Origin of the sequence: Pseudomonas sp. LH21 (genome assembly GCF_036549575.1) — a bacterium.
Classification (GTDB): Bacteria; Pseudomonadota; Gammaproteobacteria; order Pseudomonadales; family Pseudomonadaceae; genus Aquipseudomonas; species Aquipseudomonas peradeniyensis.
The window spans coordinates 4199963-4222830 of the sequence record NZ_CP144367.1 but is presented as its reverse complement, the minus strand read 5'-3'; the positions used below and the strand labels follow the sequence as shown (position 1 = coordinate 4222830).

The 22868-nt window shown below is 62.6% G+C and carries 21 protein-coding genes; 13 read left to right on the top strand and 8 right to left on the bottom strand.

All coding sequences use genetic code 11. The features are described from left to right. Positions 1-175 precede the first annotated feature (175 nt). The 6 genes from VUG52_RS19200 (at position 176) to VUG52_RS19175 (ending at position 5282) form a co-directional block, all read left to right on the top strand. On the top strand, positions 176-652 hold the full coding sequence (locus VUG52_RS19200) for a sigma-70 family RNA polymerase sigma factor (RefSeq protein WP_050704789.1): 477 nt from the start codon (positions 176-178) through the stop codon (positions 650-652). Between the two features lie 171 nt (positions 653-823). Next, complete coding sequence (locus VUG52_RS19195; protein ID WP_050704790.1) at positions 824-1309, top strand: hypothetical protein; 486 nt, start codon at positions 824-826, stop codon at positions 1307-1309. Between the two features lie 53 nt (positions 1310-1362). After that, positions 1363-2688: an MFS transporter gene (locus VUG52_RS19190; RefSeq protein ID WP_050704791.1), complete on the top strand. Its 1326-nt coding sequence runs from the start codon at positions 1363-1365 to the stop codon at positions 2686-2688. Positions 2689-2782: 94 nt separating this feature from the next. Then, complete coding sequence (locus VUG52_RS19185) at positions 2783-3079, top strand: type II toxin-antitoxin system MqsR family toxin (protein WP_331831917.1); 297 nt, start codon at positions 2783-2785, stop codon at positions 3077-3079. Between the two features lie 2 nt (positions 3080-3081). Then, positions 3082-3483 (top strand): type II toxin-antitoxin system MqsA family antitoxin, encoded by a 402-nt coding sequence (locus tag VUG52_RS19180; protein ID WP_050704793.1) that lies wholly within the window; start codon positions 3082-3084, stop codon positions 3481-3483. Positions 3484-3632: 149 nt separating this feature from the next. After that, positions 3633-5282 (top strand): hypothetical protein, encoded by a 1650-nt coding sequence (locus VUG52_RS19175; RefSeq protein WP_331831916.1) that lies wholly within the window; start codon positions 3633-3635, stop codon positions 5280-5282. A gap of 69 nt (positions 5283-5351) precedes the next feature. Here VUG52_RS19175 and VUG52_RS19170 read toward each other — a convergent pair whose 3' ends face one another. Next, positions 5352-7016, bottom strand: a complete 1665-nt coding sequence (locus tag VUG52_RS19170; RefSeq protein ID WP_331831915.1) for an electron transfer flavoprotein-ubiquinone oxidoreductase — start codon at positions 7014-7016, stop codon at positions 5352-5354. 542 nt (positions 7017-7558) lie between these two features. Between VUG52_RS19170 and VUG52_RS19165 the strand changes: the two genes are divergently transcribed. From VUG52_RS19165 to VUG52_RS19140, 6 genes are all read left to right on the top strand, one after another. Continuing rightward, complete coding sequence (locus VUG52_RS19165) at positions 7559-8308, top strand: electron transfer flavoprotein subunit beta/FixA family protein (protein ID WP_028692905.1); 750 nt, start codon at positions 7559-7561, stop codon at positions 8306-8308. Beyond that, positions 8309-9238, top strand: a complete 930-nt coding sequence (locus VUG52_RS19160; protein ID WP_331831914.1) for an electron transfer flavoprotein subunit alpha/FixB family protein — start codon at positions 8309-8311, stop codon at positions 9236-9238. An 87-nt stretch (positions 9239-9325) separates the two neighbouring features. After that, complete coding sequence (locus VUG52_RS19155; protein WP_050704796.1) at positions 9326-10147, top strand: substrate-binding periplasmic protein; 822 nt, start codon at positions 9326-9328, stop codon at positions 10145-10147. Positions 10148-10156: 9 nt separating this feature from the next. Continuing rightward, a complete protein-coding gene (locus tag VUG52_RS19150; RefSeq protein ID WP_050704797.1) occupies positions 10157-10510 on the top strand; it encodes a DUF4398 domain-containing protein in 354 nt (117 codons plus the stop codon). Then, complete coding sequence (locus VUG52_RS19145; protein ID WP_331831908.1) at positions 10507-11316, top strand: OmpA family protein; 810 nt, start codon at positions 10507-10509, stop codon at positions 11314-11316. Before VUG52_RS19150 ends, VUG52_RS19145 begins: the two co-directional genes overlap by 4 nt. Positions 11317-12348: 1032 nt before the next feature. After that, on the top strand, positions 12349-13650 hold the full coding sequence (locus tag VUG52_RS19140; RefSeq protein WP_050707627.1) for an IS4 family transposase: 1302 nt from the start codon (positions 12349-12351) through the stop codon (positions 13648-13650). 104 nt (positions 13651-13754) lie between these two features. Here the strand turns inward: VUG52_RS19140 and dacB are convergent, their stop codons facing one another. Next, positions 13755-15218 (bottom strand): D-alanyl-D-alanine carboxypeptidase/D-alanyl-D-alanine endopeptidase, encoded by a 1464-nt coding sequence (gene dacB, locus VUG52_RS19135; RefSeq protein ID WP_050704799.1) that lies wholly within the window; start codon positions 15216-15218, stop codon positions 13755-13757. 186 nt (positions 15219-15404) lie between these two features. Between dacB and VUG52_RS19130 the strand changes: the two genes are divergently transcribed. Beyond that, positions 15405-15749, top strand: a complete 345-nt coding sequence (locus VUG52_RS19130) for a YggL family protein (RefSeq protein ID WP_050704800.1) — start codon at positions 15405-15407, stop codon at positions 15747-15749. 30 nt (positions 15750-15779) lie between these two features. On the opposite strand, the gene VUG52_RS19125 is transcribed toward VUG52_RS19130, so the two are convergent. From VUG52_RS19125 to VUG52_RS19100, 6 genes are all read right to left on the bottom strand, one after another. Further along, positions 15780-19406, bottom strand: coding sequence for a transporter substrate-binding domain-containing protein (locus tag VUG52_RS19125; RefSeq protein ID WP_050704843.1), 3627 nt, complete (start codon positions 19404-19406; stop codon positions 15780-15782). A gap of 7 nt (positions 19407-19413) precedes the next feature. Next, positions 19414-20034, bottom strand: coding sequence for a response regulator transcription factor (locus VUG52_RS19120; protein ID WP_050704801.1), 621 nt, complete (start codon positions 20032-20034; stop codon positions 19414-19416). A gap of 281 nt (positions 20035-20315) precedes the next feature. Further along, positions 20316-21647 carry a deoxyguanosinetriphosphate triphosphohydrolase gene (locus VUG52_RS19115; RefSeq protein WP_050704802.1) on the bottom strand — a complete coding sequence of 444 codons (1332 nt, stop codon included), beginning with the start codon at positions 21645-21647 and terminating at the stop codon, positions 20316-20318. A 78-nt stretch (positions 21648-21725) separates the two neighbouring features. Further along, entirely contained in the window at positions 21726-22055 is a 330-nt protein-coding gene (locus VUG52_RS19110; protein WP_050704803.1) for a hypothetical protein, read from the bottom strand. After that, positions 22052-22426: a phage holin family protein gene (locus tag VUG52_RS19105; protein ID WP_050704804.1), complete on the bottom strand. Its 375-nt coding sequence runs from the start codon at positions 22424-22426 to the stop codon at positions 22052-22054. Before VUG52_RS19105 ends, VUG52_RS19110 begins: the two co-directional genes overlap by 4 nt. Positions 22427-22435: 9 nt before the next feature. After that, positions 22436-22747 carry a DUF883 family protein gene (locus VUG52_RS19100; protein ID WP_050704805.1) on the bottom strand — a complete coding sequence of 104 codons (312 nt, stop codon included), beginning with the start codon at positions 22745-22747 and terminating at the stop codon, positions 22436-22438. Between the last annotated feature and the right edge of the window lie 121 nt (positions 22748-22868).

The following is a 22868-nucleotide window of genomic DNA, read 5'->3' as shown; positions in this document are numbered from 1 at the left end:
GGGCATGCGCTCGGGGGTCCCAGTTAAACGAATGATATCGATGACGATTTAGCGCAGCGCGGGGTGGTCTGCGTGTTGCTGCGAATAATTATAATTTGTAAGATCGCACGCTGATATCATCCAGAACTCTGCCCCTGACTACCAACGTTCGAGCAGGGTGACGCCAGGTGCCGTCGTGGAACATTACTATCGCGAATTGGTGAGCTTCCTGTCCGCCCGACTCGGTAATCGCCAGACGGCCGAAGACGTCGCCCACGATGCCTATATCCGGGTGCTGGAGCGCACGGAGGGCGAGCAGATCGAGCACCCACGCGCCTTCCTGTATCGCACGGCCATGAACCTCGTGGTCGATCATCATCGTCGACATCTGGTGCGTCAAGCCGAGCCGCTGGAGGTACTTGACAGCGATGAGCGCTGGCATACCCCTGCGCTGACGCAGAGCATGCAACTCGACCAGCGTCTGTCGATGATGCAGCAGGCCTTGGGCGAACTGAGCGGGCCTTGCCGCGACAGTTTCCTGCTGCGCAAGCTCGATGGCCTGTCGCACCAGCAGATCGCCGAGCGCTTGGGTATTTCCCGCAGCCTGGTGGAAAAACACATTGTCAACGCCATGAAGCATTGCCGCGTGCGCATGCGCCAGTGGGAGTCCTGAGCGAGCCGTGCGCAGATGTGAAAATTCCGTGAGTGGGCGACTTGATTTCTCCCCGGTTCACGACAACTATCAATAAAGACCCCCCGTTCAGGCGTCCCGCCTGACGTTGCCGTTGCCGGCGCAGTATGGTCATGGAGCTACCGTCACCACCCAACTGCCCAGGTCCGGACGATGCCTAACAAATCCATGCGCATCCTCATCGCCGACGAGCACCCTGGCCAGCGCCTGCAGCTGGAGAAGATGCTCAATGGCCTGGGTTATTACCGGATCGCCCCGGTGGAAAGTTTCGACGACTTGCAGCGCCTGGTGCACAGCGCCCTGGAACCCTTCAACCTGCTGGTGGGCAACATCGAGCTGGCCAGTCATGCCGGGGTCGACCTGGCGCGTTTTTGCCGGGTCAGCTCGCAGATCCAGCACGCGCTGCTGTACCACTCGCCACACCTGAAAGTGCCCGCCGTACCGCCGAGCGATCGCCACGCCGTCAGCATCAGCCTGCCCCATGCCCCCGACAGCGAGGCGCTGGAGTCCTTCATGGCAATCATCGACATGCCCGTGCTGGTCGGGCAGTTGCCCTTGCCGCCGGGGTTGGCGGGGGCGTCAAGCCATGCACGGCGGCGCACCAACCTTGCGCAGACGGTGTTCTGCCGCAATCCCTGAGCAGCAGGGGGATTTGCTATCCTCTGGCCTTTTGCCTCGTTGCGGAAGCTGCCATGACTGCCATCGATACCACCCGCCCGCCACGGTTCAGCCGTCGCGACCACCGGACCCTGGGGTTGGCCGCGCTGGGTGGCGCCCTGGAAATCTACGATTTCATCATCTTCGTGTTCTTCGCGCTGACCCTCAGCCAGCTGTTCTTCCCGCCTGAAATGCCGGAATGGCTGCGCCTGCTGCAGAGCTTCGGGATCTTCGTCACCGGCTACCTGGCCAGGCCGCTGGGCGGCATCCTCATGGCCCATTTCGCCGACCACCTGGGGCGCAAGCGGGTGTTCAGCCTGAGCATCCTGATGATGGCGCTGCCGTGCCTGTTGATCGGGGTGATGCCGACCTACGCCGACATCGGCTACGCCGCGCCGCTGATCCTGCTGGCCCTGCGCATCCTGCAAGGGGCGGCGGTCGGCGGCGAGGTGCCCAGCGCCTGGACCTTCGTCGCCGAACATGCGCCGTCTGGTCGTCGCGGTTATGCGCTGGGCTTCCTGCAGGCGGGGCTGACCTTCGGTTATCTGCTCGGGGCGCTGACCGCAACCTTGCTGGCGCAGCTGTTCACGCCCCAGGAAATCCTCGATTACGCCTGGCGCTATCCCTTCCTGCTCGGCGGCGTGTTTGGCGTGATCGGTGTCTGGCTGCGCCGCTGGTTGAGTGAAACTCCGGTGTTCCTGGCCCTGCGGGCGCAGCAGGAACAGCCGGTGGCCTTTCCCCTGCGACGGGTGCTGGGCACTCATCGACGGGCCCTGGTGCCGGCGGCGCTGCTGACCTGTGTACTGACCTCGGCAGTGGTGGTGCTGGTGGTGATCACCCCGACCGTGATGCAACAGCGGTTCGGCATGACGGCCGGGCACACCTTCGCCCTGAGCAGCGTGGGCATCGTCTTCCTCAATATCGGCTGCGTGCTGGCCGGCTTGCTGGTGGACCGTATCGGTGCCTGGCGGGCGCTGATGTTCTACTGCCTGCTGTTGCCGTTGGGCATCGGCGCCTTGTACGCCAGCCTGGTGGGCCAGTGGGGACAGCTCTGGGCGGCCTATGCCCTGGCCGGCCTGTCTTGTGGCGTGGTGGGGGTGGTGCCGTCGGTGATGGTCGGGCTGTTCCCGGCCGAGATCCGGGTATCGGGCATCTCCTTCACCTACAACATCGCCTACGCCTTGTGGGCCAGCACCACGCCGCTGGCGCTGATCGCCCTGATGCCCTGGAGCCCGTGGGTGTGTGTCGGCTTTTGTCTGGTCATGGGCATGGTCGGGTTGCTGACGGCGCTCTATTTCGGACGTCGTGAGCCGTTGGGGTTTGGGGCGGAGCCGTTGGCGCTCATGTGTGGTGACAAATGAAGCGGTAAAGGCCGCAGGGCAGTGAGGCAGACTTCCGGGCGGGGGTTATTGGAATAACCTATTGGCCGAAAATAACCTGGAAGGTTAATTTCTCATGGAGAAAAGAACGCCGCACTGCACGTTGGAGCGAATAAAAGCGCTGCTCGCAGCCGAGCGAGTAAGGGCAACCTCTACCGCGCTTCGAGGAGCCAGGGCTCTGGGACTGGATTACCCAGGTATGCTTGAGGTGATCAGCAGGCTGGAGCGTGCTGATTTCTACAAGAGCATGACCAGCTATGCCGATCACCTGGTCTGGCAGGACGTCTATCGACCGCTCACAGCAGTGGGGTATGTGTATCTCAAACTGACGGTTGTCGATGATGTTCTTATCGTGTCCTTCAAGGAGCTGTAAACATGAGATGCCCGATTTGTGGTGGTGCCGAGCTTGCACCGGACACTCAGGACATGCCCTATCGCTACAAGGGCATGTCGACGCTTATTCCGCATGTCAGTGGTGATTATTGCCCTGCCTGTGGTGAGGCGGTGTTGAGTCATGCCGAAGCCATGCGTGTCAGTGACCTGATGGTGGAGTTTGATCGGAAGATCAATGCTGAGGCTATTGACCCTGCCTTCATTGTTGCCGTGCGCAAGAAGTTCGACCTCGACCAGCGTGAAGCGGGTGAAATCTTCGGGGGAGGCGTCAATGCGTTCTCTCGTTATGAAAATGGCAAGACCCGGCCGCCGGTCGCTTTGATCAAGCTGTTCAAGCTCCTGGATCGCCATCCGGAACTGTTCGAGGAAGTCAGGACTGCCTGATACGTCCAGGCAGTCAACAGGTCCTACAGGCAGGGTAGGGATTTTGAGCGTCGGCAGCTCTGCCCCCCTACAGCGCCTTCAAGGTTGTGCACGTAATTTCGACTGATCGTTGACGGACCCTTCCGTTCATACAGTCAGGAGAAATATACATGTCCAGTTTCAGCATCACCTGGATGACGCGGGCCCAGCTGCCTGCGTTTCCACCACAGATGAGCTTTTCGGCTGCCAATCCCGCCAGCACGAAACCGGATGATCAGGCCAGGACTCCGGTTATCCGCTGGGGCCGAAGCCTGGCCTGCGTGCTGGAGTCGCGCAACCACCACGACCAGGCCTGGGTGGTGGTCTACGGTGATGGCAAGCAATTGACCGGCGTACACCCGCTACATGACTTTCGCCATATCAGCCGTATCCAGCTGGCCGCCAACAGCCATGCCGTGTTGTTGACCGACAGTGCGCAGCGTCAGCAAACGGTCGAGTTCACCCAACTGAAGGCACTTGATGGCAGTGGTGGTGCCGGGGACCCCGTGAATGGCCTACCCAGCGGTATCCCGTTCATGCTCACCAACGGTCATGATTACCTGATGGCGGACGAGGAGGGCGTGTGCCTCGCCGTGAATCCGGATCCCAAGGCCATGCAATGGCTCTACAAGGACGGACGACTGGTCAATGTCACCACCGGGCAGGCCTTGGGGCTCGGGATCTGCGGCAAGGCGAGCACAGCCTCGGGAGATCGCTGGCGGCTGTCTTCCAAGGGCGAGCTTCTCTATGGCGACGGCACCCGTACTTTGTGCAGTGCCCCGATTTCGGGTGAGGTCTGGCTGCAGCGACGAAGCGAGGCGCTGCCCTCCGAAGCCTGGCGGGTGCAACTGCCCCAGGTCCCGCGCCGAGGTCAGGCGCCGAGCATGGTCGTCGACAAACTGAGCGTGTGCCTCGCTGTCTCTGCCGACTACAGTGCCGGAACAGGCGATACCCTTTCGTTCTCGATCAATGGCAGCGAGCACCGCCAGCCGTTGGCTGGCAACTTCGAGCGTGGGGCGCACTTCAAGGTCGAGGTCGACCTGGTCAAGATGTTCCAGCGCAGCGTGATCTATGCCGATGAGCTGCATACGGTCGAGATCTACCAGGCCAGTGCCGGGGGGTACGGCCCAGCCTGGAAGATGCAGTCGCTGGACCTGAAGGCCAATGACCAGCTGAGCAACCGCGTCGTTGGGAGCGACAACCGTTGGGTCGAGGCCAGGGACGGCGTGGCATGGCAAGGCCGGGTGAACTGGCTGGACTGGCGCAAGGCTGATATCTCGGCGCCTCTGGACTTTGCCGGTTACACCTACCCGGTGCAATTGCAGCAATGGTTGATCGACGTGCTGAAATGGCGCAGCTATCGGCCTGAAACCCTCGATGGCGTCTGTCAGCTGATCGGTGAAGAACGGGGTCAGATACTGGCTTATGAGCTCAAGAGCGGAAGATTGATCTATCTGCGTCCCAATACTGCCCAGGATGCCTACACCTGGGTCTACACCCCGCAAAAGAGCATTCTGGTCAAATTCTGGGATCAGTCCCTCGATCGGGCGCTTTACACCCGGCACAGTCAGCTTGGTGGTGGGCAGCCGGTGGTATGCGCCGGAGAAATGCGGATCGACCGCAAGACCACCAGCAATGCGGTGAGCGACATACTTGGCCTGGTCAACGATGCCTCCGGACACTACAAACCCGATGGCGGGCAGTGCCTGGGACATGTCCTGGAGCGGCTCGCGCAGTTGGGGCTGGACACCGCGCACACCGTTGTTTCGTACAAGCGGTAGCGTCTTTGCCATGCAAAAAGCCCCCGGGCCTCACGGCCAGGGGGCTTTTGCTTGCCGCAATGGCAGGGCTTACATGTTCGGGTAGTTCGGCCCGCCGGCACCTTCAGGGGTGACCCAGGTGATGTTCTGGGCCGGATCCTTGATATCGCAGGTCTTGCAGTGCACGCAGTTCTGCGCGTTGATCTGGAAGCGCTTGTTGCCGTCTTCCTGGGTGACCACTTCGTACACGCCGGCCGGGCAGTAGCGCTGTGCCGGCTCGTCGTACAATGGCAGGTTGCTGGCGATCGGGATGTTCGGATCGCTCAGCTTCAGGTGGCAGGGTTGTTCCTCTTCATGGTTGGTGCTGGAGAGGAATACCGAGCTGAGCTTGTCGAAGCTGAGCTTGCCGTCTGGTTTCGGGTAGTCGATCTTCTGCGAATCCGCCGCAAGCTTGAGGCAGGCATAGTCCGGCTTGGTGTCGTGCAGGGTGAACGGCAGCTTGCCGCCGAACCAGTTCTGGTCGATGTAGTTGAACGCACCACCGAGCAACGGGCCGAACTTGTGCAGGGCCGGGCCGAAGTTGCGGCTGGCGAACAGCTCTTCATGCAGCCAGCTGGCTTTGAAGGCGCTGACATAGCCGTTGAGCTGGTCACCGCCTTCGCTGCCGGCGATCAATGCGTCAGCCACCGCCTCGGCGGCGAGCATGCCGGATTTCATCGCGGTATGGCTGCCCTTGATCTTGGAGAAGTTCAGGGTGCCCAGGTCGCAGCCGATCAGCGCGCCACCATTGAAGACCATCTTCGGCAGCGAATTCAGGCCGCCTTTGCAGATGGCGCGGGCGCCGTAGCTGATGCGCTTGCCGCCTTCGAGGTACCGGGCCATCACCGGGTGGTGCTTGAGGCGCTGGAACTCGTCGAACGGCGACAGGTAAGCGTTGGAGTAGGACAGGTCGACGATCAGGCCGACCACCACCTGGTTGTTTTCCAGGTGATAAAGGAAGGAGCCGCCGGTGTTCTCGGCGCTCACCACGTCCAGCGGCCAGCCGGCGGTGTGCACCACCAGGCCCTGCTCGTGCTTGGCCGGGTCGATTTCCCAGATTTCCTTGAGGCCGATGCCGTAGTGCTGGACGTCGGATTCATTGTCCAGGTCGAAGCGCTTGATCAGCTGCTTGCCGATATGGCCACGGCAGCCTTCGGCGAACAGGGTGTACTTGGCGCGCAGCTCCATGCCCGGGGTGTACAGGCCGTCCTTCGGGTTGCCTTCGCGGTCGACACCCAGGTCGCCGGTGACGATGCCGCGGACCACGCCGTTCTCATCGAACAGTGCCTCTTGCGCGGCGAAGCCCGGGTAGATCTCGACGCCCAGGTTCTCGGCCTGCTGGGCCAGCCAGCGGCACAGGTTGCCCAGGGAGATGATGTAGTTGCCGTGGTTGTGCATGGTCTTGGGCACGAACAGGTCGGGGACCTTGGTCGAGCTGTCGGCACTTTTCAGCACATAGATGTCGTCGCGCTTCACTTCGGTGTTCAGCGGCGCGCCGAGGTCTTTCCAGTCGGGGAACAGTTCGTTCAGGGCGCGCGGTTCGAACACCGCACCGGAGAGGATGTGGGCGCCGACTTCGGAGCCTTTCTCGACCACGCAGACGCTGATCTCGCTACCGGCTTCGGCGGCCTTCTGCTTCAGGCGGCAGGCGGCGGACAGGCCCGCCGGGCCTGCGCCGACGATGACCACGTCGAATTCCATGTATTCGCGTTCCACAGGTTCTCTCCTACTCAAGGCTCATCGCGTTGCTTGTCTTTTATGGGTGTTCACGGTCACATGCGGCGTGCAGAGGCTGTAGCTTCGCAGGTGATGGACTACACCGTTTTGTCTTGGCCGCGCATTATATCTACACCACTTGGCGGGTCCAATACAAACGTTTGTTTGAATTTGCCGGAGGCCCGTAGAATCGCAGGTAGGCGGCTGGAGGCTGGCCAATTTGCCGTATTGACCGGATTGGGTGTTACGGTCAAGATACGAGCGCTTTCGCGTTCGCCGTAGGCTGACCGTCGGGCGCAGGTGCACCCCTAAAGACCAGGCGTGGAGCAGGGTTTACGGGCCGAATCAGGTTTTGTAGTGGAGTCTACACGCCACGACAGGAAATGACCCGTGGGTTTTGCCCGCAAGGGTCGAAACAGGACTGATCGGTCAATTGAACTTTGTCGGCGTCGGAACGTTTTTAGAGGTGCCCTTGTACCCACGCGCATTCGCCGGGCAGTCCCCAGGCGATCTTCTTTTCACCGGAGAGTAACGAGGAATCCATGAAGGTTCTTGTAGCTGTCAAACGAGTGGTCGACTACAACGTCAAGGTTCGCGTCAAGGCGGACAACTCCGGCGTCGACCTTGCAAACGTCAAGATGTCCATGAACCCCTTCTGCGAAATCGCCGTGGAAGAAGCCGTCCGCCTGAAAGAGAAGGGCGTGGCGAGCGAAATCGTCGTCGTCTCCATCGGCCCGACCGCCGCCCAGGAGCAACTGCGTACCGCCCTGGCCCTGGGCGCCGACCGCGCCATCCTGGTCGAGGCCGCTGACGAACTGAACTCCCTGGCCGTGGCCAAGGCGCTGAAAGCCGTTGTCGACAAGGAGCAGCCGCAGCTGGTGATCCTCGGCAAACAGGCCATCGACAGCGACAACAACCAGACCGGCCAGATGCTGGCCGCGCTGACCGGCTTCGCCCAGGGTACCTTCGCCTCCAAGGTCGAAGTTGCTGGCGACAAGGTCAACGTCACCCGTGAAATCGATGGCGGCCTGCAGACCGTCGCGCTGAACCTGCCAGCCATCGTTACCACCGACCTGCGCCTGAACGAGCCGCGCTACGCGTCGCTGCCGAACATCATGAAGGCCAAGAAGAAGCCGCTGGAGACCATCACTCCAGACGCGCTGGGCGTGTCCATCGCCTCCACCAACAAGACCCTCAAGGTCGAAGCGCCTGCCGCCCGCAGCGCCGGTATCAAGGTCAAGTCGGTGGCCGAACTGGTCGAGAAGCTGAAGAACGAAGCGAAGGTAATCTAAATGACTATCCTGGTTGTCGCTGAACACGAGAACGGTGCCGTAGCCCCGGCCACCCTGAACACTGTCGCCGCTGCCGCCAAGGTCGGTGGTGATATCCACGTGCTGGTCGCAGGCCAGAACGTCGGTGGCGTCGCCGAGTCCGCCGCCAAGATCGCTGGCGTAGCCAAGGTGCTGGTTGCCGATAACGCCGCCTACGCCCACGCCCTGCCGGAAAACGTCGCGCCGCTGCTGGTCGAGTTGGCCAAGGGTTACAGCCATGTGCTGGCCCCGGCCACCACCAATGGCAAGAACATCCTGCCGCGCGTTGCCGCGCTGCTGGACGTCGACCAGATCTCCGAGATCATCGCGGTCGAATCCGCCGACACCTTCAAGCGTCCTATCTACGCCGGTAACGCCATTGCCACCGTGCAATCGAGCGCTGCGGTCAAGGTCATCACCGTGCGCACCACCGGCTTCGACGCCGTGGCCGCCGAAGGTGGTTCGGCCGCTGTCGAAGCTGTCGCTGCCGCCCACGACGCCGGCAAGTCGGCCTTCGTTGGCGAAGAGCTGGCCAAGTCCGACCGTCCTGAGCTGACCGCCGCCAAGATCGTCGTTTCCGGCGGCCGCGGCATGGGCAACGGTGACAACTTCAAGCACCTGTACGCCCTGGCCGACAAGCTCGGCGCCGCCGTCGGCGCCTCGCGCGCCGCGGTCGACGCAGGCTTCGTGCCGAACGACATGCAGGTCGGCCAGACCGGCAAGATCGTCGCGCCACAGCTGTATATCGCCGTTGGTATCTCCGGCGCGATCCAGCACCTGGCCGGCATGAAGGACTCGAAAGTGATCGTCGCGATCAACAAGGACGAAGAGGCGCCGATCTTCCAGGTCGCCGACTACGGCCTGGTCGCCGACCTGTTCGAAGCGGTTCCGGAGCTGGAAAAGCTGGTCTGATCCGCCTGCTTCACTTATAAAGAACCCGGCCCGCCCTTGGCGGTCCGGGTTTTTTCATGGATTTTTTCAGGGGCGGGGAGAGGTTGCATGGCGTTTCGCTGGAGCAAGGGAGGGCTGGCCTGCGCGCTGGTGCTGTTATCGACGCAGGCCTTGGCGCTGGGCAAGTGCGAGCGTCTGGTGGCTACCGGCAGCCCGGATGCGCCGCCGTACTCCTGGCAGGACCCGCAAGACCCGAAACACCTGATCGGCGCCAATGTCGATCTGCTGCGCCAGGTGGCGGCCGAGCTTGGGGTGAAGGTCGAGGTGCTGCACGCAGGCAGGCGCGAGCAGGCCCTGGAAGAGGTGCGCAGCGGGCGCATGGACCTGCTGCTCGACACGCCGATGCAGGTCACCCAGCTGACCAGCCTGGATTACATCCATCCGGCCCTGCAGCTCAATGAATACCTGGTCTGGACCCGCCACGACGCGACTCTGGTGTTCGATGGCCCGGCCGACCTCGCCCAATACCAGGGTGCCCTTTCCGAAAAGGCCCGCCTGACCCCGGCTTTCGACGCCTTCGCCAAGACGCAGCTTAAGCTGGAGCCTGCGCAGAACCTGACGCAGGCCTTCCAGAAGCTGGTGCTCGGCCAGGTTGACTATGTGTTGGCCGGGCGCTACTCGGGCATGGCCATGGCACAGAGCCTGGGCGTGGGCAACGACCTCATCGCCCGGGGCTTGCCGGTGGACCGTCCGGGGCTGTACCTGGCGGTCTCGCACAACTCGGCGTGCAACGACAGCTGGTTGCGCGGACAACTGGCGAAAAAACTGACAGAATTGCCGATCTCCGGGGCGAGCGAAGCTGTGCTGCAGCGCAATGTCGAGCGTTGGAAGGCGCAGATGCAGGCGTCGCAGGGTGCCCCCAAACAGTAGGAAGCGTGAGTGAGAATCCAACCCTTGATGCTCGCCCTGGCCGTGCTTGGCCTGGCCGGCTGTGCCAACGACCCGGCACCCAATGAACAGCTGCGCCTCTCGGAACAGGCGCTGGAGCAGGCCAAGGCGGTCGGCGCCAATGAGCAGGTGCCGGAGTTCAAGCTGGCCGAAGACAAGCTGGCCCGGGCCAAGAGCAACATGCTCGGCGAAAGCCACCGCGATGCGCGCATGCGCGCCGAGCAGGCCGAGCTCGATGCCCGCCTGGCCGAGGCGCGGGTGCTGAACCAGAAGAGCGAGGAGCAGCTGCAGGCGATGCAGTCGCGGATCAAGCGCCTGCGCAAGCAGCTGGAGGTGCAGCCATGAAGCGCTTCAAGCCCATGGCGGCCTTGGCCTTGCTGGCCCTGGTCGGTTTGCAGGGTTGCGCCAGCCAGCGCAGCGAGTCGGCGCTGGACGATGCCAGTGCCGCGTTCCAGAAGGTCAAGGACGATTCCGATGTGCTGCGCAGTGCGCCTCGCGATGTGATCCGCGCCGGCGAGTCGTTGGCCCGTGCGGAGCGTCTGGCAGGTTATGTCGGCACTGGCAGTGATGTCCGTCATTACGCCTACCTGAGCCAGCGCTACAGCGAGATTGCCAGTGAGCATGCCAAGCTGGCGTTGAATCAGGAGCGTCTGGCCAAGCTTGATCTGGAGCGCCAGCGCCTGCAGTTGGCGCTGCGCGAGGCCAAGTTGGCCAGCGTCCAGCAGCAGGGCAAGTTCGTCGAGGCGCAGATTGTCGCGCTGGCGTCGGAGCAGACCGATCGTGGCCTGGTGATGACTCTGGGTGACGTGCTGTTCGATACCGGCCAGGCCGACCTGAAGAATTCGGCCAGCCGTACTGTACTTAAGCTGGTGCAGTTCCTTCAGCTCAATCCGCGGCGGGTGGTGCGGATCGAGGGTTATACCGATAGCACTGGTGCTGCGGAAGAGAACCTCAAGCTGTCCCGTGATCGCGCCCAGTCGGTCGCCGACATGCTGGTCGATCTGGGGGTAGATGAGAAGCGTATCCAGGTCGAGGGGTATGGCGACCAGTATCCGGTGGAGGCCAACGCCTCGGAGCGGGGCAGGGCGCAGAATCGTCGGGTCGAGATCGTCTTCTCCGATGACAAGGGCAAACTCGCGCCAGCGCGTTGAGTTCTGTTTTGATTTCGAGCAAGCCCGTTCCTACAAGAAGTTATACCTAACTTGTAGAAGCGGGTTTGAGCGCGATAGGACTCATCCAGTCAAATCATTGCCAACCGGCTAGCTACTACTTCGTTTCTCTTGATCTTGATCTTGATCTTGATCTTGATTTTGGTTGTTTGGTTGTTTGGTTGTTTTAGTTGGTGTTTAGGGTTGTATGTGCATTCATTTGCGATGTCGACGCTTAGTCACCTTTCCGCCCTTACGGCGGGTAACTTTTTGAAGGATCAAAAAGTCACCAAAAAATCCTCGCTCCATTCATCCGGCCCTGCGCTTCGCTCCGGGTTCCCTCACTCCGGCCTTGCTCCCGGGAGGACCGCGCTGCAGGGCCCATCCTGGGCCCCAGCGCTTGACGGGCATCCATGCCCGTCACCTCCCTTCGCAAGACCTGCGTTCGGCCTCCTGAAGTCGCGAAGTTACGAGCGGCGCCTGGACTTGCGCAGCTGTCGCTAGTTGCAGCTTAATTAATCTTTCGATCGCATCGCGGGGCAAGCCCGCTCCCACGCAATAGTCGCCGTTATATATGACTCTGTAGGAGCGGGCTTGCCCCGCGAAAGGGCCGGAACAGTCAATACATAATTAACTGTCAAACAACTGAATTCGCATTTCTTGCTCTTGCTCTTGCTTCTAAGCGCGCGATAGTCCAGGCGCCACCAATTGCGACTTCAGTAGGCCGAGCGGAGTTCTTGCGGAGGGAGGTGACGGCCAAGGATGGCCGTCAAGCGCTGCGCCCCAGGATGGGGCGTTCAGCGCGGTCCTCCCGGGAGCAAGAACGGAGCGAGGGAACCCCGAAGCGAAGCGTAGGGGCCGGATGAATGGAGCGAGGATTTTTTGGTTCCTTTTTGATCCTTCAAAAAGGAACTCGCCGTAAGGGCCATCCCTTTCAAGGTCTTCGGTAGAATCCACTGAAATCCAGTCAGGAAGACCCGAACGATGTGGGCTGATGTACTAGCGCGATTCGAGAAAAAAGCACCCGCCAGCGTAATGGCCAAACTTGCCTTGGAGCAGGCCATTGCGCCGGAGTGGGTCGATCAGGTTTTCGAGGAGCACCGGCAACGGCAGTATTCTCGCGAATTGCTGTTCTCGACCATCGTCAAGCTGATGTCGCTTGTTTCTCTGGGCTTGAAGCCATCCTTACATGCTGCCGCGAGACAACTAGACGACCTTCCCGTCAGTCTGGCGGCCCTTTACGACAAGATCAGTCGAACCGAACCTGCCCTGTTGCGTGCTCTGGTGACAGGCTGTGCGCAGCGCTTGGCGCCGACAATCCATGAGTTGGGCTATTCAGCCATGCTTCCTGATTGGCAAGTTCGGATAGTCGATGGAAGCCACCTGGCCTCCACCGAAAAGCGTCTTGGTGCGTTGCGCCAAGAGCGTGGGGCGGCTCGCCCCGGGTTCTCGGTAGTGGTCTACGATCCCGATCTGGATCAGGTGATCGACCTCCAACCGTGTGAAGACGCCTACGCAAGTGAGCGCGTCTGTGTCTTGCCGTTACTGGCTCAAGCAAAGGCCAATCAGGTCTGGGTCGCTGATCGCCTCTACTGCACGCTGCCTGTCATGGAGGCGTGCGAACAGGTGAGCACATCATTTGTCATTCGCCAGCAAGCCAAACATCCCCGCTTGATCCAAGAAGGTGAGTGGCAAGCACCGATGCCGGTAGCAACAGGCACAGTGCGCGAGCAATCCATCGAAGTAAAAGGCGGGCACTGCTGGCGACGTGTCGAGTTGACACTTCATTCGCCAAACGACTCAGGTGATAACAGCTTGATGTTCTGGAGCAATCTGCCCGAGAGCATCAGTGCACAACAAATCGCAGACTTCTATCGCCGTCGCTGGAGCATCGAAGGGATGTTTCAGCGACTGGAAGCGATTCTGGAAAGTGAAATTGAAACCCTTGGCAGCCCGCGAGCTGCCTTGCTTGGCTTCACCACTGCCGTTCTGGCATACAACGTTCTGGCCTTGCTCAAACGTAGTGTTGAGCAGGCCCATCGGGATGCCTTGCCCGATAATTGGGAAGCCTCGATCTATCACTTGGCGGTGCAGATCAGAGGGGGTTACGAAGGCATGCAGATTGCCCTGCCATCCGAGTACATGCCAGTTGTACCGATAGACAAACTGGCCCAGCGCCTGCTGGAGCTAGCCAGAAACATCCAGCCCAAACAGGTCGTGAAAAGTCCACGAGGCCCCAAGGTGCCCAAAGCGAAGGCCTGGGTGCAAGGTACGGCTGTGCATGCCCACGTTTCGACGGATCGGGTCATCAAGGCCGCTAAAACCAAAAGACCTTGAAAGGGATGGCCGTAAGGGCGAAAAGGTGACTATGCGTCACCATCGCCAACGAATGCGCTTACATCCATCAAAACCAACCCCCTGAAAGCCCAAGCCGAATCAAATCAAGGCATCACCCCAACAGTCCCATTCCCCGCCTTAGGCTGCCGATAAAGATCCAGCAACACCTGATCGAGAACCTGCGAAGCCCCCCAAGGCTTTGGATCATTGAGAATGGCCGCCACCGCCCAGGTGTGCCCGTTACTGTCCCGGCTGAACCCGGCAATCGCCCGCACGGTATTGAGGGTCCCGGTCTTGATGTGCCCTTCACCGGTCATGGCCGTGCGCTTGAGCCGCTTGCGCATGGTGCCGTCCATCCCCACCAGCGGCATCGAGCTGATGAACTCGGCCGCGTAAGGGCTCTTCCAGGCCGCCTGCAACAGCGCCGCCATCTCGCGGGTGCTGACCCGCTCGGCACGGGACAGCCCCGAGCCGTTCTCCATCACCAGGTGCGGCGAGGTGATGCCTTTCTTCGCCATCCACTGGCGCACTACGCGCTGGGCGGCACGGGCATCGTCGCCGTCGGCGTCGGTACGGAACTGCGCGCCAAGGCTCAGGAACAGCTGCTGCGCCATGGTGTTGTTGCTGTATTTGTTGATGTCGCGGATGACTTCCACCAGGTCCGGCGAGAAGGCGCGGGCCAGCAGGCGGGCGCTCTTGGGCACGTTCTCGATGCGGTCGCGGCCCTGGATGCTGCCGCCCAGCTCGTTCCAGATCGCCCGCACGGCACCGGCCGCGTAGGTCGGGTGATCCAGCAGCGACAGGTAGGTCTGCGAGTTGCAGCCGTCGGCGAGCTGGCCACTGACCGTCACGCTGACACCGTCCGGCTGGACTACCGGGTTGTAGCGCACCTCGCCGGTGCACTGCTTGCCGGCCACGGCCTTGACCTGGTTGTCGATGCGGATGCTGGCGATCGGTGGCTCGACCGAGACGTTGACCTTGCCACCGTCGTTACGGGCAACGAAGCGCAAGGCCTTGAGGTTGACCAGCAGCGAGTCGGGCTTGACCAGGAACGGTTTGTTCTCGTCGCCGCCGTCGTCATCGAACTGTGGCAGGTTGGGTTGCACGAAGTGACTGCGGTCCAGGGCCAGGTCGCCGGTCACGGTGCGCACACCATTGGCGCGCAGGTCGCGCATCAGCAGCCAGAGCTTTTCCATGTTCAGCTTGGGGTCGCCGCCGCCTTTGAGGTACAGGTTGCCGTTCAGCACGCCGTTGCTCAGGGTGCCGTCGGTGTAGAACTCGGTTTTCCACTGGAAAGTCGGGCCCAGCAGTTCCAGCGCGGCATAGGTGGTGACCAGCTTCATGGTCGAGGCCGGGTTGACCGACACGTCGGCGTTGAACACGGTCGCCGTGCCCGGGCCGTCCAGCGGCAGCATGACCAGCGACAGGGCCGAATCCTGCAGTTTGTTGGTCTTGAGCGCCTGCTGCACCTTAGGCGGCAGGCTGGTGTTGACGGTGGCGGCCTGCACGGACAGCGACAGGGGCAGGAACAGGCCGGCGAGCAGCAGTGGGCGGAGCGTCTTGATCATAAATGGACAAACCCTGCAGGCGAGGGAAAAAGACAACGGGGCTGTAGGAGGTGATGGCCCCAGGACAAAATGTAGCGCGCATTATGCCCCAAGCAGAACGTGCATGGGCTTCATTCGACGGAAAAGCGCCGTTAGGCAGCGGAAACTGGTAAAGTGCCGCGCGTAATTAATTGAGAGGATTGTTTCATGGCTACCAACCGTTCCCGTCGCCTGCGCAAGAAACTGTGCGTGGACGAATTCCAGGAGCTGGGTTTCGAACTGAACCTGGGCTTCAAGGAAGACCTGTCCGATGAAGCCATCGATGCCTTCCTCGACGCCTTCCTGGCTGAAGCCATGGATGCCAACGGCCTGGATTACGTCGGTGGCGACGACTTCGGCCTGGTCTGCAAGGCCACCCGTGGTTCGGTCAACGAAGAACAGCGCGCCGCTGTCGAAGCCTGGCTCAAGGGCCGCAGCGAACTGACCAATATCGAAGTCAGCCCGCTGCTGGACGCCTGGTACCCGGAAAAACCGGTCAACCCGGCTTCCTGATGAATGTCGGCGGTACGCCCTGTACCGCCCTCATCCGGCTTCGGCCAGGCGCTCCCGCTGCCTGGCCAGGGCTTTCTCCACGCGGCGCATATGCCGCGCCAGCGCCTGGCGGCGCCGCTTAAGCTCAGCCTGGGGCAGGCCCGTCTCCTCCAGTGCCTCGCACGCCTCGATCAATGCCTGTGCATCCAGCATCCTTCCCGCGCTGAGGATCTTGTGTGCTTGTAATGCCAGCTCGGCGCTTTCGTGCCTCGGGTCGATGGCCATCAGCACCTGCAGGTCCTGGCGCAGGCTCAGCAGCAGGGTGTCGAGGATACGGTCGCGGTCGGCGAGGTTGTCGCCGACGATCGCTGAAAGACCGTCGAGGTCAAAAGGCACTGCTGGCGTATGGCGCTTGTCAGCCTGGCGGGCAAGCCGCGCAATCGCGTTCAGTCGCTGCCCCAGCACTTGCAGGCCTATGGGTTTGAGCAGGCAGTCGTCCATGCCGGCGTCGAGGCACTGCTGGCGCACCTCGGGCTGGGCGTTGGCGGTGTAGCCGAGGATGGTGCAGGGTGGTCGCTCGTGCAGGCGTTCTTCCATGCGCACGGCCCTGGCCAGTTGGTAGCCATTCATCTGCGGCATGTTGCAATCAACGATCAGCACGTCGAAACAGCCTTCGCGCCATTTGCGCAGCCCCTCGCATCCGTCCTCGGCGCTTTCCTGGCTCAGGCCCAGGTAGTTCAGTTGCTGGGCCATCAGCAACAGGTTGGCCGGGTGGTCGTCGATCACCAGTATGCGCAGTTGCCGGTCGGGCTGGAGGATTTCAGTGGCCGGTCGTGGCAAGGCTGCCACCGGCTCGATGCATTGCAGCGGCATCACCAGGCGCACGCGGGTGCCTACGCCCTGCAGGCTTTGCAGGGTGAGTTCACCGCCCATCATCGCGCACAGGTCGCGGCTGATGACCAGGCCCAGCCCGGTGCCGGCCCGGGCGCCATCGCTGTAGGGGTTGGCCTGCACGAAGGGCGAGAACAGGCGTTGCAGGTCCTGTTCGTGGATCCCTATGCCGCTGTCGCGCACCTCCAGGTCGAGGGTCGGCACCGCCGGCTCGCCGTCGTTGCGCAGGCGGACGCTGATGCGTACCTGACCTTGTTCGGTGAACTTGATCGCATTGCTCACCAGGTTCGACAGCACCTGCTTGAAACGCAGCGGATCGAGCATCGCATGGCAGCGGGCCTCGCGGGCAATCACCACATCCAGCACCAGGCCCTTGTGCCGTGCCAGGCCATCGAACACGCGGCCGACCGACTCGACCAGGGCCGCGAGGTCTACAGGCTCGGGGGCCAGGGACATTTGCCCGGATTCGATCCGGGCGATATCCAGGATGTCGCCGATCAACCCCAGCAGGTCGCTGGCCGAATGATGGGCGACTTCCAGCGCGGGGCGGTCCAGCTTGCCCTGGTCGGCGCGCTTGAGGGCCAGTTCCAGCATGCCGATGAGGGCGTTCATCGGCGTGCGGATCTCATGGCTGATGGTGGCCAGGAAGGTGCTCTTGGCCCGATTGGCGTCATCGGCCTGTTGCTTGGCCAGGCGCAGGTCCTGGACCAGATTGCGGCGTTCGCTGATATCGATCCAGCCACCGATGATGCCCTGCATCTCGCCCAGCGAGTCGCGGTAGGGCAGGATCCAGTGATAGATCGTCAGCTCACGGTCACGCAGGCGCAGGGGGCGATCGAGGATCAAGGGCTTGCCCTGGGCCATCACCCGCTGGTAGTCGTCCTGGACCTGGCGGGTATAGTCGCAGTCGCTGAAGGGGGCTTCGTCCAGGCTCTTGCCCAGGACTTCCTCGAGACTGGCGCCAACGGCCTGCAGGTAGCTGTCGTTGCAGCTTTGCAGGCGCCCGTCACGGTCGCGGACATACATCGGATGGGGCGTGCCATTGAGCAGCGCACCCATGAATTCCAGCTGGTCGTTGAGTGCTCGTTCGGCCCGCTGGCGCTGCTTGATCTGACGGCGCAGCCGGGCATTCCACACCAGTGCGAGGACCAGCAGCACCGCGATACCCCCCGCCACCTGAAGGATCAGCCGACGGTAGCTGCGCCAGTAGGCGTCGTCACGCAGGCCATGGTCGCGCCAACGGCTGTTGATCACCCCCAGTTCCTCCGGCGAAATGCTCAACAGCGCCTTGTCGAGGATCGCCGCCAGTTCGCTGGCACCCGCGGCGGTCGCCATGGCGAAGGCTGCCGGTTCCGTGCCCACGGTGCTGCGGATCACCAGGTTGTTGCTGGTGGCGAGCATGTGGTTGGCGTCGATCAGGGTGGCGATCGCCGCATCCACCGCGCCGCTGCCGAGCAGCACCATGGAGTAGTAGGTGCTTTCGGTGGCGACCTGGTGAATCCGTGGGTGACGTGCCGCGAGCAGGGCGGCCACGCTGCTGTCGCGGGGCACGGCGACGCGTTTGCCCTTGAGTTGCTTGAGGCTGTTGGGCTGGTCGTCGCCGGTGTGGCTGACCAGCACGTAGGCGCTTTCAAGGTACGGGCGGCTGACCTGCAGCGCGCTGCCGCGACGGGCGTCGGTGGAGAGGCTGGCGATGATATCGGCGCGGCCGGACTCGAGCTGGTCGATCATGTCGCCATCGCCACTGGCGCGGCGGATCTCGAAGCGCAGGCCGGTGCGCAGGCGGATGAGTTCGAGCAGGTCGGCGACGATGCCGCGCAGGCGGTCATTGTTGTCGAAGAAGGTCAGGGGCGCGGCGGTGTCGTTGACCACCACGCGCATGATCGGATGCTCGCTCAGCCACTGTTCCTCGCGCGCCGACAACTGCAGCTTGCGATCGGTCAGCAGGCTACCGCTGCTGGCACTCCAGCGCTTGAAGATATCGTTGCGGGTGGTGTTGGGCTGGGCGTCGAGGGCGGCGTCCACCAGGGACTGGAGAGTGAGCGCGTCCTCGCGCATGGCGAAGCTGAAACCCACGGCTTCGTGCTTGCCGAAGTTGGCCATGCGCAGGTGCGGCAGGTGCCCCTGGCTGATGAGGTAGTGGGTGGAAATGGTATCGCCGATGAACACGTCGGCCTGCTCGAAGGCCACGGCATTCAGCGCCTGGGTGGACGATTCGAAGGTCAGCAGCTCGGCCTTGGGGTAGTTGGCGTGAATCTCCCCGGGCGGCAGGTAGTGATACAGCATGCTCAGGCGCATGCCCGTCAGGCCCGTGTCCAACGCCCGGGTTTCATCCTCGCGGGTCACCAGCACCGGTTGGTCGATGGCGTAGGGCCGCGACAGTGCCAGGCCCTGGGTCACCGCTTCGTAGCCGTTGGCGCTGCCCAGCAGGTCGATATGCCCACTCTTGAGCGCGGCGACCGCCGCCGGCCGGCTGGGAAAGCGCTGCACCCGCACTGGCAGGCCCAGGGCGCTGCCGATCAGGCCGGCGTAGTCGGCCGTCAGCCCCTGGTATTCGCGCCCGCCCGTGGCGATGTCGAACGGCGGGTAGTCAGGGGCCGAGGTGCCCAGCACCAGTTCCCGGCGTTGCGCGAGCCAGTCGCGCTGGGCCGGTGTCAGGCCGGGCTGGACCGATGCCGGCGCCGAACGGCTGAGCAGGGTGTAGGTTCGCCCCGTGTCGACGGTCACGCCGGCACCTTGCAGCGGCATGCCCAGGCACAGCAGCGATGTAACGATGCACCTCCACATCATGACCTCAAACCAGCGCGTTGCGTTTGGCGACGTCGATCAATTCCACCAAAGTGCTGGCGCGCAACTTGTGCATGAGACGTTTCTTGTAAGTGCTGACGGTCTTGTTGCTGAGAAACATGCCCTTGGCGATCTCCTTGTTGCTGCGCCCCTGGGCAAAAAGTTGCAGGACCATGAGTTCCCGATCATTGACCTGGCGGAACAGTTCCAGCTCCTGGTTGCTGCCCGTCGGCGGTGGATTGAGTGCCTGGCTGGGGAAATAGTTGTAACCGGACAGTACGGCCTTGATCGCGCTGAGCAGTTCGCTGAGGTCTTCCTGCTTGCACACGTACCCGGCCGCGCCGGAGTGCATGCAGCGCACGGCGAACAGGGCCGGCGATTGGGCTGTGAGCACCAGGACCTTCAGCGGGATGGCCATGGCCTGCAGGCGCGAGAGCATCTCCAGGCCATCGAGCTTGGGAATGCTGATGTCGAGGATGACCAGGTCCGGCGGAGTCTCGCGGATCAACTGCATGGCGTCCACGCCGTTGTCCGATTCCCCGACCACCTTGTATCCCTGGTTTTCCAGCAACATCCGTATCGCCAAACGTATGACGGGATGGTCATCAACTATAAAGACTGAGTGCATATTCAACATTCCATGCGGCGCGTGAAGGCAGCCGGCACATTAGCTCAGTTGAATGTCGACGGGCAGGGAAGTAGCTGCCAAAACCGGGATATAGGAATTTACTTACAGTGTTGGCGAAACATTGCTACGAGTGATGTAGATATTGAGAGGGAATTGTCAGGGTTTGATCGTTTTTGTGGGTTTGCGTGGTGAGCGTGTTTATTGGATATCGACATTACGTGGGAAATTTCATGCGTATTAAACGTGGGTGGCAAACAGGCGCCTGCCACCCCCGTCCGCCCTTATTTCGGACTGGAACGCCCGGTCATTTCCAGAGCCATTTCACTGGCGTAGCTGTCGGTCATGCCGGCGATGAAGTCGATCATGCGCAGGAAGGCGTCGTGCAGCGAACCATGCGGGTCGGGGGCGTTGTTGCCGATCAGGTCCAGCACCCGCCGGCTCTTGAACGATGGGGTACGCCCGCCATGCTGTTCCAGGGCCGCACCGCAGAAGGTATTGAGCAGGATCTCCAGGGTCGTGTAGGCGCCGATCTCGTGCAGGGTCTTGCGCTTGTCCTGGAAGATCTTCTTGCGCGCCATGTCCTTGGCCTGCAGCACGCAGCGTTGCGCCGGGCCGTGCATGTGCTCGACCAGGTCGCCTGCCAGGCTGCCTGCGAGCAGGGCCTGCTGCTGTTCGACGAAAGCCTGGGCGGCGGCGTTGGTCAGGTGCTCGATGGCCTTGCCGCGCAGGATCGCCAGCTTGCGTCGACGTGATTCGCCGGGCCCCAGCAGGCGATAGGTTTCCGGCAGGTCGTCGCCCACCAGGTCCAGCAGCAGTGCCTCGACCTCGGCGTATTGCAGCAGGTCCATCTCCAGCCCGTCCTCGAGGTCGATCAGGGCGTAGCAGATGTCGTCGGCGGCCTCCATCAGGTACACCAGGGGGTGACGGGCCCAGCGCTGGTGCTCCAGCTGCGGCAGGCCCAGTTTGCCGGCGATCTGCTCGAGCAGCCCCAGTTCGCTCTGGTAGCAGCCGAACTTGTGTTTCTTGTAGCCCAGGGCGTCGGCGTGGCGTGCCGCCCACGGGTACTTGAGGTAGGCGCCAAGGGTGGCATAGGTCAGGCGCATGCCGCCGTCGAACTGGTGGTATTCGAGCTGGGTGAGTACGCGAAAGCCCTGGGCGTTGCCTTCGAAGTTGAGGAAGTCGGTACGCTGGTCATCGCTCATGTCATCCAGCCAGCCGCGCCCGGCGGCCTGCTGGAACCAGTGGCGGATGGCGTCCTCGCCGGAATGGCCGAACGGCGGGTTGCCGATGTCGTGGGCCAGGCAGGCTGACTGCACGATCATCCCCAGGTCGCTGGGCTCGCACCAGGCCGGCAGTTGCTCGCGCAGGGTCTCGCCGACGCGCATGCCCAGCGAGCGGCCGACGCAGCTGACCTCCAGGGAGTGGGTCAGGCGGGTGTGGATATGGTCGTTGCTGGATACGGGGTGCACCTGGGTCTTGCGCCCCAGGCGGCGGAAGGCGCCGGAGAAGATGATGCGGTCGTGGTCCTTGTGGAACGGACTGCGGCCGAGTTCCTCGGGGCTGTAGAGGGCCTTGCCCAGTCGTTCGCGGGTCAGCAGGGTGTGCCAGTCCAAGGCGTGATCTCCCATCGTAGAGTAGGGATAGCTTCCTGCGTCCGGCGCGCCCGTGCAAGCGTCAGGCGCGCCGTGATCTCAGGGGCGGCGGCTGTTGCCGAGGAACAGGCGGATCAGCGGCACCAGGCTGGTGCCCAGGCGTACCAGGCGCGTCAGGTTGCCGCTGCGCACGCCCTTGCCGGTGAGAAAACCCAGGGCGACGACGGCGCCGATGCCCCACAGCGAGCCGTGCTTGACCCCCAGGCCCTCGCCGAACGAGCTGCCCATGCCGCGCAGGCGGCGGACCGGTTCGAGCAACTGGCCGGACTCGTGGCGGATTTCCTGGCGGTGCATTTCCATGCGCAGGCGCAGCAGGGCCTTGCGCAGCTCACGTGGGTTACGGGTGTTGGGCAGTTCGGGCAGGCTCATGGCAACAGGCGCTCCCGATTCTTGGCCAATTCCTCGAGGGTGGCGTTGAACGGCGAGGATTCATCGAACACCGCGGCTTTCAGGCGCAGGCCGCAGTACAGCGCGGCGAGCCCGTAGAACACGCACAGGCCGATGATCCCGGCCAGCCGGTAGCTGTCCCACAGCAGCACCAGCAGCAGGCCCGACAGCGCGGTCAGCAGCAGCAGGGCGAACACAAGGGCCAGGCCCGCGAACAACAGCAGGCTGAGGGTGCGGGCCTTCTGCTCCTGCAACTCGATGCCGAACAGCTCGATATGGCTGTGCAGCAGGCCCAATATGGCCGCGCCCAGGCGCCGACCGGAGGCGCCCGTGCCGATGGCGTCGTTGTCCATGCCGGCTCCTCAGCGCTTGGCCAGCAGGCCGATCAGCAGGCCGACGCCGGCGGCGATGCCGATGGCTTGCCACGGGTTCGCCTGCACGTACTCCTCGGCGCTGCCGAGGGCCGCCTGGCCGCGGGCGCGCACCGAGTCCTGGGTCAACTGCAAGGTCTCACGGGCCTGCACCAGGCGTTCGTGGATCTGCTCGCGCAGTTCGTCGGCCTGGTCGCCGGCCAGGTTGGCGGTGTCGGCGAGCAGCTTCTCGGTGTCGCGGACCAGGGCCTGGAAGTCAGCCATTAAAATTTCCTGTGCAGTCTTTGCCGATTTGCTGGCCATGGATGGGCCTCTCCCTGTGGATGTGTACTGGCTATTTCGAGTGATCGGTGGCGCGGAAGGTTCAGCGGGATGTGTTGGTACAGCGCTTGCTAAAAAGCGGTGCGTGTCCGCCGAGGCTTGC

Bases quoted from the DNA above. Each gene is read 5' to 3' on its own strand.
- VUG52_RS19195 (WP_050704790.1), top strand. From the start codon at position 824: ATGCCTAACAAATCCATGCGCATCCTCATCGCCGACGAGCACCCTGGC.
- VUG52_RS19190 (WP_050704791.1), top strand. From the start codon at position 1,363: ATGACTGCCATCGATACCACCCGCCCGCCACGGTTCAGCCGTCGCGAC.
- VUG52_RS19185 (WP_331831917.1), top strand. From the start codon at position 2,783: ATGGAGAAAAGAACGCCGCACTGCACGTTGGAGCGAATAAAAGCGCTG.
- VUG52_RS19180 (WP_050704793.1), top strand. From the start codon at position 3,082: ATGAGATGCCCGATTTGTGGTGGTGCCGAGCTTGCACCGGACACTCAG.
- VUG52_RS19175 (WP_331831916.1), top strand. From the start codon at position 3,633: ATGTCCAGTTTCAGCATCACCTGGATGACGCGGGCCCAGCTGCCTGCG.
- VUG52_RS19165 (WP_028692905.1), top strand. From the start codon at position 7,559: ATGAAGGTTCTTGTAGCTGTCAAACGAGTGGTCGACTACAACGTCAAG.
- VUG52_RS19160 (WP_331831914.1), top strand. From the start codon at position 8,309: ATGACTATCCTGGTTGTCGCTGAACACGAGAACGGTGCCGTAGCCCCG.
- VUG52_RS19155 (WP_050704796.1), top strand. From the start codon at position 9,326: ATGGCGTTTCGCTGGAGCAAGGGAGGGCTGGCCTGCGCGCTGGTGCTG.
- VUG52_RS19145 (WP_331831908.1), top strand. From the start codon at position 10,507: ATGAAGCGCTTCAAGCCCATGGCGGCCTTGGCCTTGCTGGCCCTGGTC.
- VUG52_RS19140 (WP_050707627.1), top strand. From the start codon at position 12,349: ATGGCCAAACTTGCCTTGGAGCAGGCCATTGCGCCGGAGTGGGTCGAT.
- dacB (WP_050704799.1), bottom strand. From the start codon at position 15,218: ATGATCAAGACGCTCCGCCCACTGCTGCTCGCCGGCCTGTTCCTGCCC.
- VUG52_RS19130 (WP_050704800.1), top strand. From the start codon at position 15,405: ATGGCTACCAACCGTTCCCGTCGCCTGCGCAAGAAACTGTGCGTGGAC.
- VUG52_RS19125 (WP_050704843.1), bottom strand. From the start codon at position 19,406: ATGTGGAGGTGCATCGTTACATCGCTGCTGTGCCTGGGCATGCCGCTG.
- VUG52_RS19120 (WP_050704801.1), bottom strand. From the start codon at position 20,034: ATGCACTCAGTCTTTATAGTTGATGACCATCCCGTCATACGTTTGGCG.
- VUG52_RS19110 (WP_050704803.1), bottom strand. From the start codon at position 22,055: ATGAGCCTGCCCGAACTGCCCAACACCCGTAACCCACGTGAGCTGCGC.
- VUG52_RS19105 (WP_050704804.1), bottom strand. From the start codon at position 22,426: ATGGACAACGACGCCATCGGCACGGGCGCCTCCGGTCGGCGCCTGGGC.
- VUG52_RS19100 (WP_050704805.1), bottom strand. From the start codon at position 22,747: ATGGCCAGCAAATCGGCAAAGACTGCACAGGAAATTTTAATGGCTGAC.